This is a genomic window from Pantoea latae (assembly GCF_002077695.1).
GTDB lineage: Bacteria > Pseudomonadota > Gammaproteobacteria > Enterobacterales > Enterobacteriaceae > Pantoea > Pantoea latae.
In genome coordinates, this window is the sequence record NZ_MWUE01000025.1 from 1 (window position 1) to 14,408 (window position 14,408).

A 14,408-nucleotide genomic window follows, 5' to 3' on the forward strand; every position below is an offset into this window, starting at 1 on the left:
GCCTGGCGGCACTAGCGCGGCGGTCCCACCTGACCCCATGCCGAACTCAGAAGTGAAACGCCGTAGCGCCGATGGTAGTGTGGGGTCTCCCCATGCGAGAGTAGGGAACTGCCAGGCATCAAACAAGAGAAAGCCCTTTGCGAAAGCAAAGGGCTTTTTTCTTTGCTGCGATCGCCCCTGAGAGCGATAAAAAACCCCGGAACCAGTCCGGGGCGTTGCGCCAGAAGCGAGCGTTAGTGAATAACCTGCGACAGAAAGGCGCGCGTGCGCTCTGACGTTGGGTTAGAGAAGAAGGTTTGCGGCGGCGCCATCTCGACGATCTCGCCGCGATCCATAAAGATCACGCGGTCAGCCACGGTGCGAGCAAAGCCCATCTCATGCGTAACGCACAGCATCGTCATGCCATCCTCTGCCAGTCCAATCATAGTATCCAGCACCTCTTTGACCATTTCCGGATCCAGCGCCGAGGTGGGTTCATCAAACAGCATAATTTTCGGCTTCATACAGAGCGAACGGGCAATGGCCACGCGCTGCTGCTGTCCGCCAGAGAGCTGGCCCGGAAACTTATGCGCATGCTCCGCAATGCGCACGCGTTCCAGATAGTGCATCGCCAGCGCCTCCGCCTCTTTTTTAGAGGTCTTGCGCACCCAGATGGGCGCCAGCGTGCAGTTCTGTAAAACCGTCAGATGCGGGAACAGATTGAAATGCTGAAACACCATGCCGACTTCAGTACGAACGCGCTCAATATTGCGCACATCATCATTCAGATGAATGCCGTCAACCACGATACGCCCTTGCTGATGCTCTTCCAGATGGTTGATACAGCGGATCGTGGTGGATTTGCCGGAGCCGGAAGGTCCACAGAGTACGATACGCTCGCGCGGTTTGACCTGCAGATTGATATCCTTCAGAACATGGAATTGCCCATACCATTTGTTCACGTTCTCGAGCGAAATCATTAAAGCTGAATCGTGATGCGAATGTTGTGTCATGAAAAACCTCAGTGCGATTTACGCCCGGTGTGAAAGCGCTTCTCCAGATGCTGGCTATAGCGCGACATGCTAAAACAGAAGATCCAGTAGACCAGCGCGGCAAAGACATAGCCTTCCGTCGACATGCCCAACCAGGCGGGATCGACGGTGGCCTGCTGCACGCTGCTGAACAGATCGAAAAGGCCGATAATGATCACCAGGCTGGTATCTTTAAACAGCGCGATAATGGTATTGACCAGCCCAGGAATGGTGAGCTTCAGCGCCTGCGGCAAAATCACCAGCAGCTGGGTTTTCCAGTAGCCGAGCGCCAGCGATTCCGCCGCTTCATACTGCCCTTTCGGCAGCGCCTGCAAACCACCGCGCACCACTTCGGCAACATAGGCCGACTGGAACAAAATCACCCCGACCAGCGCGCGCACCAGCTTATCGATAGTGGTGCCTTCCGACATAAACAGCGGCAGCATCACCGAAGACATAAACAGCACGGTAATCAGCGGCACACCGCGCCAGAACTCGATAAAAATTATCGACAGCGTGCGCACCACCGGCATACGCGAGCGGCGTCCCAGCGCCAGCAGAATGCCGAGCGGCAGCGCGCCGGCGATGCCGACCGCGGCAATAATCAGCGTTAAGGTCAGCCCGCCCCATTGACGCGTCTCGACCCGCTCCAGCCCAAAAAGGCCGCCATACATCAGCAGCCAGACGGTGAGGGGATAGATCAGCGCCCAACAGGCGATATAGCGGCCGCGGTACGGCAGCGATTTAATAAACATCGGGATAAGAGAGGCTATCCCCAGCACCAGCGCCAGGTTAATGCGCCAGCGCAGCTCATGCGGATAGAGGCCATACATAAACTGGCCGAAACGCGCATGGATAAACACCCAGCAGGCGCCCTCTTTGGTGCAGTCGGCGCGCGTCTCACCAATCCAGTTCGCCTGAAACACCAGCCACTCCAGCGCGGGCGGGATCACCTGCCACATCAACCAGAGGCAGAACAGCGTCAGCAGCGTGTTGAACCAGCTGGAGAAGAGGTTCTTTCGCGCCCAGCCCCAGGCGCGGCTCAGCGGCGTGGTGGCGACCGGCGGGGTTTCATGTGTGGTCACAGACATCGTCATCCCGTTCTCTTAGCGCTCAACCAGCGCAATTTTGCGGTTATAAATATTCATCAACAGGGAAATCACCAGGCTAATCACCAGGTAAACGCCCATGGTGATGGCGATGGTTTCGATCGCCTGGCCCGTCTGATTCAGCACCGTACCGGCAAATAGCGATACCATATCGGGGTAGCCGATAGCGGCGGCCAGCGAGGAGTTTTTCACGATGTTGAGATACTGGCTGGTCAGCGGCGGGATAATGACGCGCATCGCCTGCGGAATAATGACCTGGCGCAGCGTCACCGGATTAGGCAATCCCAGCGAGCGCGCGGCCTCATGCTGGCCGTGCGGCACGGACTGAATGCCGGCACGGATCACCTCGGCGATAAACGAAGAGGTATAGACCGAAAGCGCCAGCGTCAGCGCCGCCAGTTCAGGGATCATGACGAAGCCGCCGCGGAAGTTGAAGCCGCGCAGCGTCGGCACATCCCAGTGAGTGGCGGCGCCGAAAGCAAGATGCGCCACCGCGGGAAACAGCAGCAGCATGGCGAGAGCGGCGGGCCAGGTCCGACGCAGCTGGCCGGTCTTGAGCTGGTATTTGCGATGATAGCGGAACAGCGCATAGCTGCCTGCGGCGGCCAACGCCAGCGCGATAACAAACGGCCAGGAGCCAGGCGCATACTGCGGCCAGGGCACATAGAGGCCGCGGTTGCTGACGAAGGCGAGATCGAAGGCGCTGAGCGCCTGCCGCGGGCCAGGGAGGTTACGCAGCACCGCGAAGTACCAGAAGAAGATCTGCAGCAGCGGCGGAATATTGCGGAACGTTTCGATGTAGATCGTCGAGAGTTTGCGCAGCAGCCAGTTATCCGACAGACGCGCCAGGCCGATGAAAAATCCCAGCAGCGAAGCGAAAACGATACAGAGCGCAGAGACCAGCAGCGTGTTGGTCAGGCCGACCAGAAACACGCGCGCATAGGTATCGCCTTCGGTGTAGTCGATCAGATGCTGAACGATGCCGAAACCAGCGCTGCGCTCAAGAAAACCAAATCCGGACGTAATGCCGCGGCTGGCAAGGTTAATGACCGTGTTGTGGATCAGATAACCCACCACGATAAACACTGCGACGACGGCGATAATCTGGTAAAGCCAGGCGCGAACCGCGGGATTACCGAATGAAATGTCCCTTTTCACGCTTGGGCGTTGTGACATGTTGAAACCTCAGAGACAAAGCGCAGGCAGGACGCCGCACGGTGCGGCGTCCCGTGAACAGGGATAGTTAGCGGACCGGCGGGGCGTACTGAATGCCGCCCTGATTCCACAGCGCGTTCTGGCCGCGCGCGATTTTCAGCGCGCTGTCTTTGCCCACGTTGCGGTCGAACACTTCCTGATAGTTACCAACCTGCTTAATGATGTTGAAAGCCCACTTATTATCGAGCTTCAGGTCTTTGCCGAAGTCGCCTTCCGCGCCTAACAGATGCGCCATATCCGGCGTGGTGGGTTTGGCAGTCATCTGATCGACGTTCTTCGAGTTAATGCCCATCTCTTCAGCGTTCAGCATGGCGTAGAGCGACCACTTAACGATGGTGAACCAGTCATCGTCACCGCGACGCACAACCGGACCCAGCGGCTCTTTCGAGATCACTTCCGGCAGCACGATAAACTCATCCGGCTTGCCAAGTTTGATGCGCAGCGCATAGAGCTGAGACTGGTCAGACGCCAGGGTATCGCAGCGTCCGCTGTCGAGCGCTTTAGCGGACTCGTCAGAGCGGTCGAAAGTCACCGGGGTGTACTGCATTTTGTTGGCTTTGAAAAAGTCCGCCACGTTCAGCTCGGTATCGGTACCCGCCTGGATACAGACGGTTGCGCCGTCCAGCTCTTTCGCGCTCTTCAGGCCCGCTTTCTGATGGGTCAAAAAGCCGATGCCGTCGTAGTAGTTGACGCCGGCGAACAGGAAGCCCATTCCGCCGTCGCGCGAAGAGGTCCAGGTGGTGTTGCGCGACAGGATATCCACTTCGCCTGACTGCAGGGCGGTAAAACGCTCTTTAGCGGTCAGCGGCGTGTATTTAACCTTGCTGGCGTCGCCGAAAACGGCGGCGGCGGCCGCGCGGCAGACATCTACGTCGATGCCGGAGAACTTGCCGCTGGCGTCGGCATAAGAGAAGCCCGGCAGCCCATCGCTGATCCCGCACTGCACGAAACCTTTCTTCTTAATCGCATCCAGCGTGGTGCCGGCGTGCGCCTGCTGGGTAACCGCGAAAAGCGCAGCGGCGGCGACCAACGTAGAGAGCATCATCTTTTTCATAAAGGATCCTGTGTGGCGTAACTATATTGTTATGTTTGATGCGCGCTTTGCCGCGCGCTATGGCCTGTCTGTGGCGGTCAGCCACGCATAGCTCTGCAAAGCCAATGCCAGGTTTGCAGAAACTCGAGTGGGCTGGAAAGATCTCTTATTATTCTGAAGAATTGGGAAAGCAGCGTTACTATCGCGCACCAAAAGCAAGCAAAGCGAGTCGCCCCGATCACATTTAGTGCAAATAGTTTCACTATATGGAAGCAATGTGAGCCAAAGCTCAGGAAAGAATGTATGCAGGGATGGCGTTACGTTTTTCGCCAACGCAGATCACTGGCTGGCGTCAGCACGCGGGTTGTGGAGCAGCGGGCGAAAAAGAGAGCGGGCCATCAGGCAGGCGAAATTGTCGAAACGCAGGCGATTTTCACCTGCGCGATTGCAACGAAGGTTACCATTTGCGTGCGAGTTGTTTCATTGATTCATGCGTTATTGTGAAACGCTGCACAAATAAAAACGCCAGCACTCAGGCTGGCGTCATTTACCGCATCAACTAAAAATCAGTTCATGCCGTATTTTTTCAGTTTCTTACGCAGAGTACCACGGTTGATACCCATCATCAGCGCAGCACGGGTCTGGTTGCCACGGGTATACTGCATCACCATGTCCAACAGTGGCTGCTCGACTTCAGCCAGTACCAGCTCATAGAGGTCATTCACATCCTGACCATTCAGTTGAGCAAAATAGTTCTTCAGTGCCTGTTTAACCGAATCACGCAGAGGCTTTTGCGTCACCTGATCCTGTGAGTTAACGGTAGAAACGGTCAGTACGTCAGAATTTACGCGTTGTTCGAACATAGTTCTTTCAGCTCTTTATTTCGTTTACGCAAGATTTTCGAAGTATGCCTCCAACGCCTCCAGCTGTTCGCTGGCATCCTCTATGGCGTTGAATGTGCGCCGAAACTGGTCATTAGGGGCATGTTCCTGCAAATACCAGGAGACGTGCTTTCGCGCTATACGGTATCCCTTGCCTGGACCATAAAAGTCGTGCAGCTCACGTATATGCGCAACGAGCATACGCTTCACCTCTGCCAGCGGCAGCGGCGCAAGCAGCTCCCCAGTGTCCAGATAATGCTGGATTTCCCGGAAGATCCACGGTCTTCCCTGAGCCGCGCGGCCTACCATCAGGGCATCTGCCCCCGTATAGTCAAGCACGGCTCTGGCTTTATGCGGGTCAGTTATGTCGCCATTCGCGATAACGGGAATGGTGACACTCTGCTTAACTGTCCGAATGCTGTCGTATTCAGCTTCCCCGTTGAACAGGCAGGCACGAGTGCGTCCATGTATCGTCAGGGCCTGAACGCCACAGCGTTCAGCCAATTGGGCAATCTCTACACAGTTACGGTTTTCCGGATCCCAGCCGGTGCGAATCTTCAGCGTAACGGGCACATCCACTGCGTTAACCACGGCGCTGAGAATAGACTTCACCAGGTCGGGATACTGCAGCAGCGCTGAGCCTGCCATCTTACGATTCACTTTTTTCGCCGGGCAGCCCATGTTGATATCGATGATCTGCGCGCCAGACGCCACGTTAATGCGCGCGGCGGCCGCCATATCATCAGGATCGCAACCTGCAATCTGCACGGCACGAATGCCGGGTTCGTCACTGTGCACCATACGCAAACGCGATTTGTCGCTGGCCCAGACTTCTGGGTTAGACGACAGCATCTCGGAGACCGCCATGCCGGCGCCGTTCTCAAAACAGAGAGTGCGGAATGGCTTATCGGTGATCCCGGCCATCGGCGCAGCAATGAGTCGATTACGAAGCTGGTGGTGTCCAATGCGCATGAAGAAGAAGTGACCGTAACTGTTCGCAAGGCGGCGTATATTACGCATTTTTTAAGGAAGATGAAAGGCCAAACTTTGAACAATCCGCCGTTAAAGACGTGATGAAGCCGGTCAAAGCGCGTGCAATTTTTTAAATATCCTGTAAATTCAATTAATTAAAAAAATACGCTGAAATTGTGAGCAAAAATTTTTCTCAAAACAGGCGCTGAATCACAACATAAAAAGCGCCACATCAGGTAATTAGCCAGAGATATGGCGGCAGATTGGCTATTAATTATACAAATATGATTACGCCCAGCAGGTAACCAATCCTATTCAACTACCACACGACCATGCAGCGGCTGCAAGGGACGATTGTTGCTCGACTTCAGCGCCTGCTGGAAAACAGCGAGCTGCGCCGCCGACAGCTGCACCGGCTGCTTCATCACCAGCCAGCGCAATCCTTCGGTACAGGGCGGGGTCGTCAGCGATCCGCTAAAGCGATAGTAGTGGCGATCCTGCGGAAACAGCGGGCGCAAATCGACCGGCCTGTTTAACACCACCGGACGATTCTGCTGCGCGGGAAGGGCCGCCAGCAACCCGGTCAACGCCGGGTTCTCCGCGCCCCTCTCAAACATCACCGCTACGACCGCCAGCTCGCCTGCCGCATTTTGATGCACGAAGTGCGCTTCAAGGGGAAAGGCGCGGCCGGCAATGCGGTTCTCGCTCGGCGTATGAAAATGGTATTGCCTGAGAGAGTAGGTTTCGCCATCGAGCTGGAAGTCATCTTCGTCATCGACCGTGACCTGAAGCGTATGGCCGTTGTTAACCAGCATTTCGGCGGCGGCATGAAATTCCAGAGCGAGCGGCGGCAAATGACCGTCAACAGGATGGCGTATATCTATTGGCGACTGAAACTGTCCGTTATGGCAGGTGTGATACTCAGCGGCCAGTTCACCCCAGTGTTCAGGGCCCGCCTGGCCTTCATAACTCCAGTGCGGCGCAGAGGCGCAGACGGGAGAGAGAGGCGCGAACGCGGCCAGGCAGCTTAACAGCAGCGATCTTCTCATTATCTGACTCAAAAAAGTGAAGGGGATCAGATAATAAGCATCGGTCAGACAGAGAAAGTTTGCGGCTGGACAAAGCGGGCGCAGAATTGTACTGCGCCCGCATTTATCGTCAAACAGCGGAGAGCGTTAGCGGCGTACGCCGGTAATGCGGCACCACTCCTCTTTTTCCGCCACCGCATCCAGCTCGAAGCGATCGGCATAGGCCTCGCACACGCCTTCCGCCTGGCTGGCCAGCACGCCGGAAAGTCCCAGATGGCCGCCAGCTTTTGGCAGCACGCCGATCAGCGGCGCCAGCTCGCGCAGCGGGCCGGCGAGAATATTGGCGACCACCACGTCAGCCTGCAGATCCGCCGGCTGCTGATGCGGCAGATAGAGCGACAGGCGATCGGCGACGCCGTTGCGCTCCGCGTTGTCGCGGCTGGCCTGGATCGCCTGCGGATCGATATCGATGCCGATCGCCTGCGCCGCGCCCAGCTTGAGCGCCGCAATCGCCAGGATGCCGGATCCGCAGCCGAAATCGATTACCGTTTTGCCCACCAGATCCAGCCCGTCCAGCCAGCTGAGGCAGAGCGAGGTGGTCGGGTGGGTGCCGGTGCCGAACGCCAGTCCAGGGTCGAGCATGACGTTAACGGCGTTGGGATCCGGCACGTCGCGCCAGCTCGGACAGATCCACAGCCGCTCGCCGAAGCGCATCGGGTGGAAGTTATCCATCCATTCGCGCTCCCAGTCTTTATCTTCGATCTGTTCGATCTTGTGGTGGAAGTCGGATCCCAGCAGCGGATGCTGGCTCAGCACCGCCACCACCTCGTCCATCTCGGTTTCCGCGTCGAACAGGCCGATGACGTCGGTATCGCCCCACAGGCGGGTTTCGCCCGGCAACGGCTCATAGACCGGATTGTCGTGGGTATCCTGAAAGGTCACCGAGACCGCGCCGCTCTCTATCAGCGCATCGCTGAGGGTTTCGGCGTGCTCGCCGGTGCTGTTAATTTTGATTTGAATCCATGGCATAGCGTTTCTCTTTATTCCAGCGCAGCATCAGGCGCGCGGCCAAACAGATTACCGACCAGAAAAGCCAGCAGGCTTATGGTCAATGACGGAACGATGGGGTGGAAGCCACCCCATTCAATATTCAGGCTGGCAAGCAGCGTGTAGCTCCCGGCGCCTGCCAGCATACCGGAAATCGCGCCGGCGGCGTTGGCGCGCGACCAGTAGAGGCCGAGCACCAGCGGCCAGAGGAAAACCGCCTCCAGCCCGCCGAACGCCAGCAGGTTGAGCCAGATAATCATATCCGGCGGATTCCACGCCGCCAGCAGCAGCAGCAGCCCCAGCACAAAGGTAATGGTGCCGGAGAGCAGGCGCAGGCGCGCTTCGTTTTCACTCTGCTGCGGCGCGATGCGCAGATAGAGATCTTTGATCAGGGTAGCGGAGGATTGCAGCAGCTGCGCGTTGATGGTCGACATGATCGCCGCCATCGGCGCAGCGAGAAACACGCCAGCGGCCATCGGCGGCAGCACGGTGATCATCAGGGTCGGGATCACGCGATCGGGTATGGTGAGATCCGGCAGGATCGTCCGGCCCAGCGCGCCCGCCAGATGCATGCCGAACATCAGCACCACCACCACGATGGTGCCGAGGATAATGCCGCGATGCAGCGCTTTGCTGTCTTTATAGGAGATACAGCGCACGGCGGTATGCGGCAGGCCGATCACGCCGAAACAGACCAGCACCGCGAACGAGCTAAGGAAGGTCGGGTTGATGACGTTGCCGACACCTTCCGGTGACACCAGCTGCGGATCGATAGCGCGCAGTTTGGTCACCGCGGTGCCGAGTCCGCCAGCCTGGTGGATCACGGCGAACAGCAGCAGAAAGGTGCCAATCAGCATTACCAGCCCCTGCATGGCATCGTTGAGCACGCTGGCGCGAAAGCCGCCGAAGGCGGTGTAGAGCGCGATGGTGCCGCCGAAAATCAGCAGGCCGGTGTCGTAAGGGATACCCGCCGCGGTCTCCAGCAGGCGGGCGCCGCCGATAAACTGCACCGTCATCGCGCCGATAAAGGCCACCAGCAGGCTCAGGCTCGCCAGCCAGATCAGCAGCGTGCTGCGGTAGCGCGCGTAGAGCATATCGTTCAGCGTCACCGCGTTGTAGCGGCGCGCCAGAATGGCGAATTTTTTCCCCAGCACGCCGAGCGACAGCCAGACCGCCGGCACCTGGATCATCGCCAGCAGCACCCAGCCGAGGCCATATTTATAGGCCGCGCCGGGGCCGCCGATAAAGGAGCTGGCGCTGATATAGGTGGTGGTGATGGTCATCGCCAGCACAAAGCCGCCCATCGAGCGGCTGCCGAGAAAATATTCCGTCAGAAAATTGCCCTGCTGCTGTTTGCGCATGGCGAACACCGACAGCCCGGCGATAAGCGCCAGGTAAGCCAGCAGCGGAAGAATGATTTCAGTTTCCATCGTTATCCTCTAGCGGCATATCGCGAAACACCAGGCGCACCATCAGCCAGCACAGCACGATAAACAGCAGCGGAGCAAACACGCAGGAGAGTTCAAACCAGCGCGGCAGACCGGTCACGCCGGTTTCATCGCCGCCCAGCCAGGCGGAAAGGCCCCAGACGGCCAGATAAGCCAGCGTCAGGTAGAGCGCCCAGCGCGCCTCTTTATTCGCTTGCAGAAAACGCCAGTCCATTATGCAACCTCATCGGCGACAAAAATGAAAAAGGCCGGTATCACCGGCCTTGCTCTTATTCAGCGCTGTGCTTATTTATCGTACAGGCCGAGTTTCTTTTCCAGATAGTGGATGTTGGTGCCACCCTGCTGGAAGTTTTCGTCGGACATGATGCGCATCTGCAGCTCAATATTGGTCTTGATGCCGTCGATGATCAGCTCCGCCAGCGCGTTTTTCATGCGCGCAATCGCCACGTCGCGGGTTTCGCCGTAGCAGATCAGCTTGCCGATCATGGAATCGTAGTACGGCGGCACGCTGTAGCCGGCGTAAATGTGCGATTCCCAGCGCACGCCGAAGCCGCCCGGCGCGTGGAAGCGGGTGATTTTGCCCGGGCTCGGCAGGAAGGTGTTCGGGTCTTCCGCGTTGATACGGCACTCGACCGCATGACCGCGGATCACCACGTCTTCCTGCCTGATAGAGAGCGGCTGACCGGCAGCGATACGCAGCTGCTCTTTGATCAGATCCACGCCGGTGATCATCTCGGTAACCGGATGCTCAACCTGAATACGGGTGTTCATCTCGATAAAGTAGAACTCGCCGTTTTCATACAGGAACTCGAAGGTGCCTGCGCCGCGGTAGCCGATTTCGATACAGGCGTTAGAGCAGCGCTCGCCGATATAGCGACGCAGTTCCGGCGTAATGCCTGGCGCTGGCGCTTCTTCGACCACTTTCTGGTGACGACGCTGCATCGAGCAGTCGCGTTCGGCCAGATAGATGGCGTTGCCCTGGCCGTCGGCCAGCACCTGAATCTCGATATGGCGCGGGTTCTCGAGATACTTCTCCATGTAAACCATGTCGTTGTTGAAAGCCGCTTTGGCTTCCGCTTTCGTCATGTTAATGGACTGCTCGAGTTCTTTATCGCTGCGCACCACGCGCATGCCGCGACCGCCGCCGCCGCCGGACGCCTTGATGATGACCGGATAACCGATGCGCTTAGCGATGGCACGGTTTTTCTCCATGTCTTCGCCCAGCGAGCCGTCTGAACCTGGCACGGTCGGCACGCCCGCTTTTTTCATCGCGGTAATGGCGGAGACTTTGTCGCCCATCAGGCGAATGGTGTCCGCTTTCGGGCCGATAAAGATAAAGCCGGAGCGCTCAACCTGCTCGGCGAAGTCAGCGTTCTCGGAGAGAAAGCCGTAGCCGGGGTGGATAGCGACCGCGCCGGTGATCTCGGCGGCGGAAATCAGCGCCGGGATGTTGAGGTAGCTTTTAACTGACTGCGCCGGGCCGATGCAGACGGTTTCATCCGCCAGCAGCACGTGCTTCAGATCGCGGTCCGCGGTGGAGTGCACCGCCACGGTCTTGATGCCCAGCTCTTTACAGGCGCGGAGAATACGCAGCGCGATTTCACCACGGTTAGCAATGACAATTTTATCCAGCATGGTTCGCCTCGTTATTCGATGACGACCAGCGGCTCGTCAAATTCAACCGGCTGGCCGCTTTCGACCAGAATGGCTTTCACGACGCCAGATTTATCGGCTTCGATCTGGTTCATCATCTTCATCGCTTCAACGATGCAGAGGGTGTCGCCAGCGTTCACTTTCTGTCCGATTTCAATAAAGGCTTTCGCATCCGGGCTTGGGGTGCGATAGAAGGTGCCGACCATCGGCGAACGCACGATATGGCCGCTGATTTCAGCAGGCTTGGCGTTTTCTACCACCGGCGCAGCGATCGGCGCGACGGCAGTGGCCAGCGCAGGCTGCGGAGCCGGCGCGGCGTAAGCCTGCTGCATGACTGGATAACCCACATTGGCAGGTGAACGACTGATACGAACGGACTCTTCGCCCTCTGAAATTTCCAGCTCAGCGATGCCGGATTCTTCAACCAGTTCGATCAGTTTTTTAATTTTACGAATATCCATGAGTGTGGTTCCGTACTCTGTTTAATTGGAGTGAGACAGGCGTTTTACTGCCGTTTGTAAAGCCCATGAGTAGCCGTCGGCGCCTAAACCGCAAATCACGCCGGCGGATACGTCAGAAAGATAGGAGTGATGGCGGAAAGGTTCGCGAGCATGCACGTTGGAGAGGTGCACCTCGATAAAGGGAATGCTTACCGCCAGAAGGGCATCGCGCAATGCTACGCTGGTGTGCGTAAACGCAGCGGGATTAATGATGATGTAATCCACATTGCCTCTGGCCTCATGAATGCGATCGATGAGCTGAAACTCCGCATTGGACTGCAGGTGACTCAGTTCCACATCAAGCTGGCTCGCCTGCGCCGCTAAATCGCTGACGATCTGCTGTAGCGTAGTGCGACCATACTTTTCCGGCTCGCGGGTTCCCAGCAAATTAAGGTTGGGACCGTTCAAAAGCAGAATGTGAAATTTATGCGCCATCGTGCTGCCATCTCCCGCAATCATTGAGGCATCGCGTAAAATACCTTGCTATCTTCCATTTGTCACCCGCCGCGCCAAAAAAGGCGACGCCGCGCGCAACAAAGCCGGGCATTATATCCGTTTCGGGGCAATTCGCAGCAAAATACTGGTCTTATCTGCGAAGTTGATCCAGCGTGGCCCGAAGGCCACACGTTTTATCAGAAATCGCGGGGGGAAGACAACTTAGCGCGGCAACCAGTGACGAAACTTTTTGTAACGCCACGCTAACAACGCCAGCGCGGCGACTGCGTAAAGCAGCGGCTGCGGCGACAGCACTTTTACTGACCAGAGATAGTGAATCGGCGCGAGGATCGCCGCCAGATAGATGAAGTTATGCAGAATTTGCCAGCGGCGGCCGAGCCTGCGCTGCGCGCGCTGGAACGAGGTCGCCGTCAGCGCCAGCAGGATCAGCCAGGTCAGGATGCCGAGCATAAGGTAGGGGCGCGAAACCAGCTCGCTGCCGAGCAGACGTAAATTATCGACGCCCAGCTCCAGCAGGTAGTAACTCAGCAGATGCAGCGAGGCCCAGACAAAGGTCCAGACGCCAAGCAGGCGTCGGGTGCGGATCAGCAGCGGCTGTTTCGCATAGCGCGTCAGCGGCGAAACCAGCAGCGTGCCCAGCAGCAGCTTCAGCGCCATGCGGCCGGTGAAGTGCTGAATATCTTTCGCCGGATCGGCGCTCAGCCATCCTTGACTCGCCGCCATAAAGAGATAGACCAGCGGCAAAAACGCCGCCAGATGAAGCACCACTTTCAGCCAGACAATCTGTTTCAGCGTCAGTCGCACTCAGTAGTTCTCCCGTAAATCGAGCCCGCGATAGAGCGACGCCACCTCGTCGGCGTAGCCGTTAAACAGCAGCGTCGGCTGACGCTTCACGCTCAGCGTGCCGCCTGGGCCGATAAAGCGCTCGCTGGCCTGCGACCAGCGCGGATGGTCGACGTGCGGGTTAACGTTGGCGTAAAAGCCATACTCATTTGACGCGATCTGATTCCAGGTAGTCGGCGGCCGATCGCGCGTCAGGGTGATTTTAACGATCGATTTAATGCCCTTAAAACCATACTTCCACGGCACGGTCAGGCGGATCGGCGCGCCGTTCTGCGGCGGCAGCGCCTTGCCGTAAACGCCGGTGCTCAGTAGCGTCAGCGGATGCATCGCCTCGTCGAGGCGCAATCCTTCCACATAGGGATAGTTGAGTCCGCCGCCGATAAAGCGATCCTTCTGCCCGGGCATCTGATCGGGCGCATAGAGCGTCTGAAACGCGACGAAGCGCGCATTGCTGGTGGGCTCCGCCAGCTTGAGCAGCTTATTCAGCTCGAAACCGACCCAGGGCACCACCATTGACCAGGCTTCCACGCAGCGCATACGGTAGATACGCTGCTCCATGGCGAACTTTTTGAAGATGTCGTCCATATTCAGGGTGATCGGCTTCGCCACTTCGCCGTCGATGGTCAGCTGCCAGGGATCGGTTTTCAGCGTGCCGGCGTTGGCGGCCGGATCGGCCTTGTCGAGGCCGAATTCATAGAAATTATTGTAGCCGGCGACCTTATCCTCCGGCGTCAGCGTCAGGCTGGCCTGATATTTTTCCGGCTTGCTGAAGGTCAGCGCGCGGCCGGCTGGCGCGGCGGGGCGGTCGTTGCCCTTGAACCAGCTCAGCACGTCCGCCTGCGCCGCGCCCGGCATGCCCAGCGCAGCGGCGCTCAGGCCGAGGGTTTTCAGCACCTGACGGCGCTGCATATTAAAGACGCTTTCCGGCGTTACGTCGGCTTCCGTCAGATATTTTGTCGATTTCATCACTTACCTCCCGGCTGGAATCACTCTCCCAGCATGATGACTATTGCCGATCGCCGCGACTTTCGCTGCGAAAATATGAAATTTCCTGGCGCGCCTCGCCGATGAGAATGCGCTGAAAAACAGAACGACCGCGCTTCCCTGTTGTCTGGTACGGATATACTGGCCCTTCATACGCAGCAGCGCTGCCGCGTAGCGGAATTTATGCTATTTTGCTCGCGCTTGCGTCAGGCGCGACGCAGGGCGGTCA

At 57.8% G+C, this 14,408-nt stretch carries 16 protein-coding genes and 1 rRNA gene; 2 read left to right on the forward strand and 15 right to left on the reverse strand.

Annotated elements, in window-relative coordinates; all coding sequences use genetic code 11:
- The first annotated feature begins 1 nt into the window (after position 1).
- Positions 2-117 (forward strand): 5S ribosomal RNA (rrf, locus tag B2J69_RS16330).
- Positions 118-233: 116 nt separating this feature from the next.
- Here rrf and B2J69_RS16335 read toward each other — a convergent pair.
- The 4 genes from B2J69_RS16335 to B2J69_RS16350 form a co-directional block, all read right to left on the reverse strand.
- Positions 234-992 (reverse strand): amino acid ABC transporter ATP-binding protein, encoded by a 759-nt coding sequence (locus tag B2J69_RS16335; RefSeq protein ID WP_081140707.1) that lies wholly within the window; start codon positions 990-992, stop codon positions 234-236.
- An 8-nt stretch (positions 993-1,000) separates the two neighbouring features.
- Entirely contained in the window at positions 1,001-2,101 is a 1,101-nt protein-coding gene (locus B2J69_RS16340) for an amino acid ABC transporter permease (RefSeq protein ID WP_081140840.1), read from the reverse strand.
- Positions 2,102-2,116: 15 nt separating this feature from the next.
- Positions 2,117-3,295 (reverse strand): amino acid ABC transporter permease, encoded by a 1,179-nt coding sequence (locus tag B2J69_RS16345; RefSeq protein WP_081140708.1) that lies wholly within the window; start codon positions 3,293-3,295, stop codon positions 2,117-2,119.
- Between the two features lie 67 nt (positions 3,296-3,362).
- A complete protein-coding gene (locus B2J69_RS16350) occupies positions 3,363-4,388 on the reverse strand; it encodes an amino acid ABC transporter substrate-binding protein (protein ID WP_081140709.1) in 1,026 nt (341 codons plus the stop codon).
- A 282-nt stretch (positions 4,389-4,670) separates the two neighbouring features.
- Between B2J69_RS16350 and B2J69_RS16355 the strand changes: the two genes are divergently transcribed.
- Complete coding sequence (locus B2J69_RS16355) at positions 4,671-4,871, forward strand: hypothetical protein (RefSeq protein ID WP_081140710.1); 201 nt, start codon at positions 4,671-4,673, stop codon at positions 4,869-4,871.
- 62 nt (positions 4,872-4,933) lie between these two features.
- Here B2J69_RS16355 and fis read toward each other — a convergent pair whose 3' ends face one another.
- From fis to msrP, 11 genes are all read right to left on the reverse strand, one after another.
- A complete protein-coding gene (gene fis, locus B2J69_RS16360; protein ID WP_000462905.1) occupies positions 4,934-5,230 on the reverse strand; it encodes a DNA-binding transcriptional regulator Fis in 297 nt (98 codons plus the stop codon).
- 24 nt (positions 5,231-5,254) lie between these two features.
- Entirely contained in the window at positions 5,255-6,220 is a 966-nt protein-coding gene (dusB, locus tag B2J69_RS16365; RefSeq protein ID WP_081140841.1) for a tRNA dihydrouridine synthase DusB, read from the reverse strand.
- 311 nt (positions 6,221-6,531) lie between these two features.
- Complete coding sequence (locus tag B2J69_RS16370; protein WP_081140711.1) at positions 6,532-7,269, reverse strand: carbonic anhydrase; 738 nt, start codon at positions 7,267-7,269, stop codon at positions 6,532-6,534.
- A gap of 126 nt (positions 7,270-7,395) precedes the next feature.
- Complete coding sequence (gene prmA / locus B2J69_RS16375; protein WP_081140712.1) at positions 7,396-8,277, reverse strand: 50S ribosomal protein L11 methyltransferase; 882 nt, start codon at positions 8,275-8,277, stop codon at positions 7,396-7,398.
- An 11-nt stretch (positions 8,278-8,288) separates the two neighbouring features.
- Positions 8,289-9,725 (reverse strand): sodium/pantothenate symporter, encoded by a 1,437-nt coding sequence (panF, locus tag B2J69_RS16380; RefSeq protein ID WP_081140713.1) that lies wholly within the window; start codon positions 9,723-9,725, stop codon positions 8,289-8,291.
- Positions 9,715-9,957 (reverse strand): YhdT family protein, encoded by a 243-nt coding sequence (locus tag B2J69_RS16385; protein WP_081140714.1) that lies wholly within the window; start codon positions 9,955-9,957, stop codon positions 9,715-9,717. The genes panF and B2J69_RS16385 overlap by 11 nt, the downstream gene beginning before the upstream one ends.
- 71 nt (positions 9,958-10,028) lie before the next feature.
- Complete coding sequence (accC, locus tag B2J69_RS16390; protein ID WP_081140715.1) at positions 10,029-11,378, reverse strand: acetyl-CoA carboxylase biotin carboxylase subunit; 1,350 nt, start codon at positions 11,376-11,378, stop codon at positions 10,029-10,031.
- Positions 11,379-11,389: 11 nt separating this feature from the next.
- Positions 11,390-11,857 (reverse strand): acetyl-CoA carboxylase biotin carboxyl carrier protein, encoded by a 468-nt coding sequence (gene accB, locus B2J69_RS16395; protein WP_081140716.1) that lies wholly within the window; start codon positions 11,855-11,857, stop codon positions 11,390-11,392.
- A gap of 21 nt (positions 11,858-11,878) precedes the next feature.
- On the reverse strand, positions 11,879-12,331 hold the full coding sequence (gene aroQ, locus B2J69_RS16400) for a type II 3-dehydroquinate dehydratase (protein WP_081140842.1): 453 nt from the start codon (positions 12,329-12,331) through the stop codon (positions 11,879-11,881).
- 222 nt (positions 12,332-12,553) lie between these two features.
- Complete coding sequence (gene msrQ, locus B2J69_RS16405) at positions 12,554-13,156, reverse strand: protein-methionine-sulfoxide reductase heme-binding subunit MsrQ (protein ID WP_081140717.1); 603 nt, start codon at positions 13,154-13,156, stop codon at positions 12,554-12,556.
- Positions 13,157-14,161 (reverse strand): protein-methionine-sulfoxide reductase catalytic subunit MsrP, encoded by a 1,005-nt coding sequence (gene msrP, locus B2J69_RS16410; protein ID WP_081140718.1) that lies wholly within the window; start codon positions 14,159-14,161, stop codon positions 13,157-13,159. It abuts the gene before it with no gap.
- Positions 14,162-14,408 lie beyond the last annotated feature (247 nt).

What these genes read in the sequence shown, in the direction of transcription:
- B2J69_RS16335 (WP_081140707.1), bottom strand. Translation starts at nt 992, where the DNA reads ATGACACAACATTCGCATCACGATTCAGCTTTAATGATTTCGCTCGAG.
- B2J69_RS16340 (WP_081140840.1), bottom strand. Translation starts at nt 2,101, where the DNA reads ATGTCTGTGACCACACATGAAACCCCGCCGGTCGCCACCACGCCGCTG.
- B2J69_RS16345 (WP_081140708.1), bottom strand. Translation starts at nt 3,295, where the DNA reads ATGTCACAACGCCCAAGCGTGAAAAGGGACATTTCATTCGGTAATCCC.
- B2J69_RS16350 (WP_081140709.1), bottom strand. Translation starts at nt 4,388, where the DNA reads ATGAAAAAGATGATGCTCTCTACGTTGGTCGCCGCCGCTGCGCTTTTC.
- B2J69_RS16355 (WP_081140710.1), top strand. Translation starts at nt 4,671, where the DNA reads ATGCAGGGATGGCGTTACGTTTTTCGCCAACGCAGATCACTGGCTGGC.
- fis (WP_000462905.1), bottom strand. Translation starts at nt 5,230, where the DNA reads ATGTTCGAACAACGCGTAAATTCTGACGTACTGACCGTTTCTACCGTT.
- dusB (WP_081140841.1), bottom strand. Translation starts at nt 6,220, where the DNA reads ATGCGCATTGGACACCACCAGCTTCGTAATCGACTCATTGCTGCGCCG.
- B2J69_RS16370 (WP_081140711.1), bottom strand. Translation starts at nt 7,269, where the DNA reads ATGAGAAGATCGCTGCTGTTAAGCTGCCTGGCCGCGTTCGCGCCTCTC.
- prmA (WP_081140712.1), bottom strand. Translation starts at nt 8,277, where the DNA reads ATGCCATGGATTCAAATCAAAATTAACAGCACCGGCGAGCACGCCGAA.
- panF (WP_081140713.1), bottom strand. Translation starts at nt 9,725, where the DNA reads ATGGAAACTGAAATCATTCTTCCGCTGCTGGCTTACCTGGCGCTTATC.
- B2J69_RS16385 (WP_081140714.1), bottom strand. Translation starts at nt 9,957, where the DNA reads ATGGACTGGCGTTTTCTGCAAGCGAATAAAGAGGCGCGCTGGGCGCTC.
- accC (WP_081140715.1), bottom strand. Translation starts at nt 11,378, where the DNA reads ATGCTGGATAAAATTGTCATTGCTAACCGTGGTGAAATCGCGCTGCGT.
- accB (WP_081140716.1), bottom strand. Translation starts at nt 11,857, where the DNA reads ATGGATATTCGTAAAATTAAAAAACTGATCGAACTGGTTGAAGAATCC.
- aroQ (WP_081140842.1), bottom strand. Translation starts at nt 12,331, where the DNA reads ATGGCGCATAAATTTCACATTCTGCTTTTGAACGGTCCCAACCTTAAT.
- msrP (WP_081140718.1), bottom strand. Translation starts at nt 14,161, where the DNA reads ATGAAATCGACAAAATATCTGACGGAAGCCGACGTAACGCCGGAAAGC.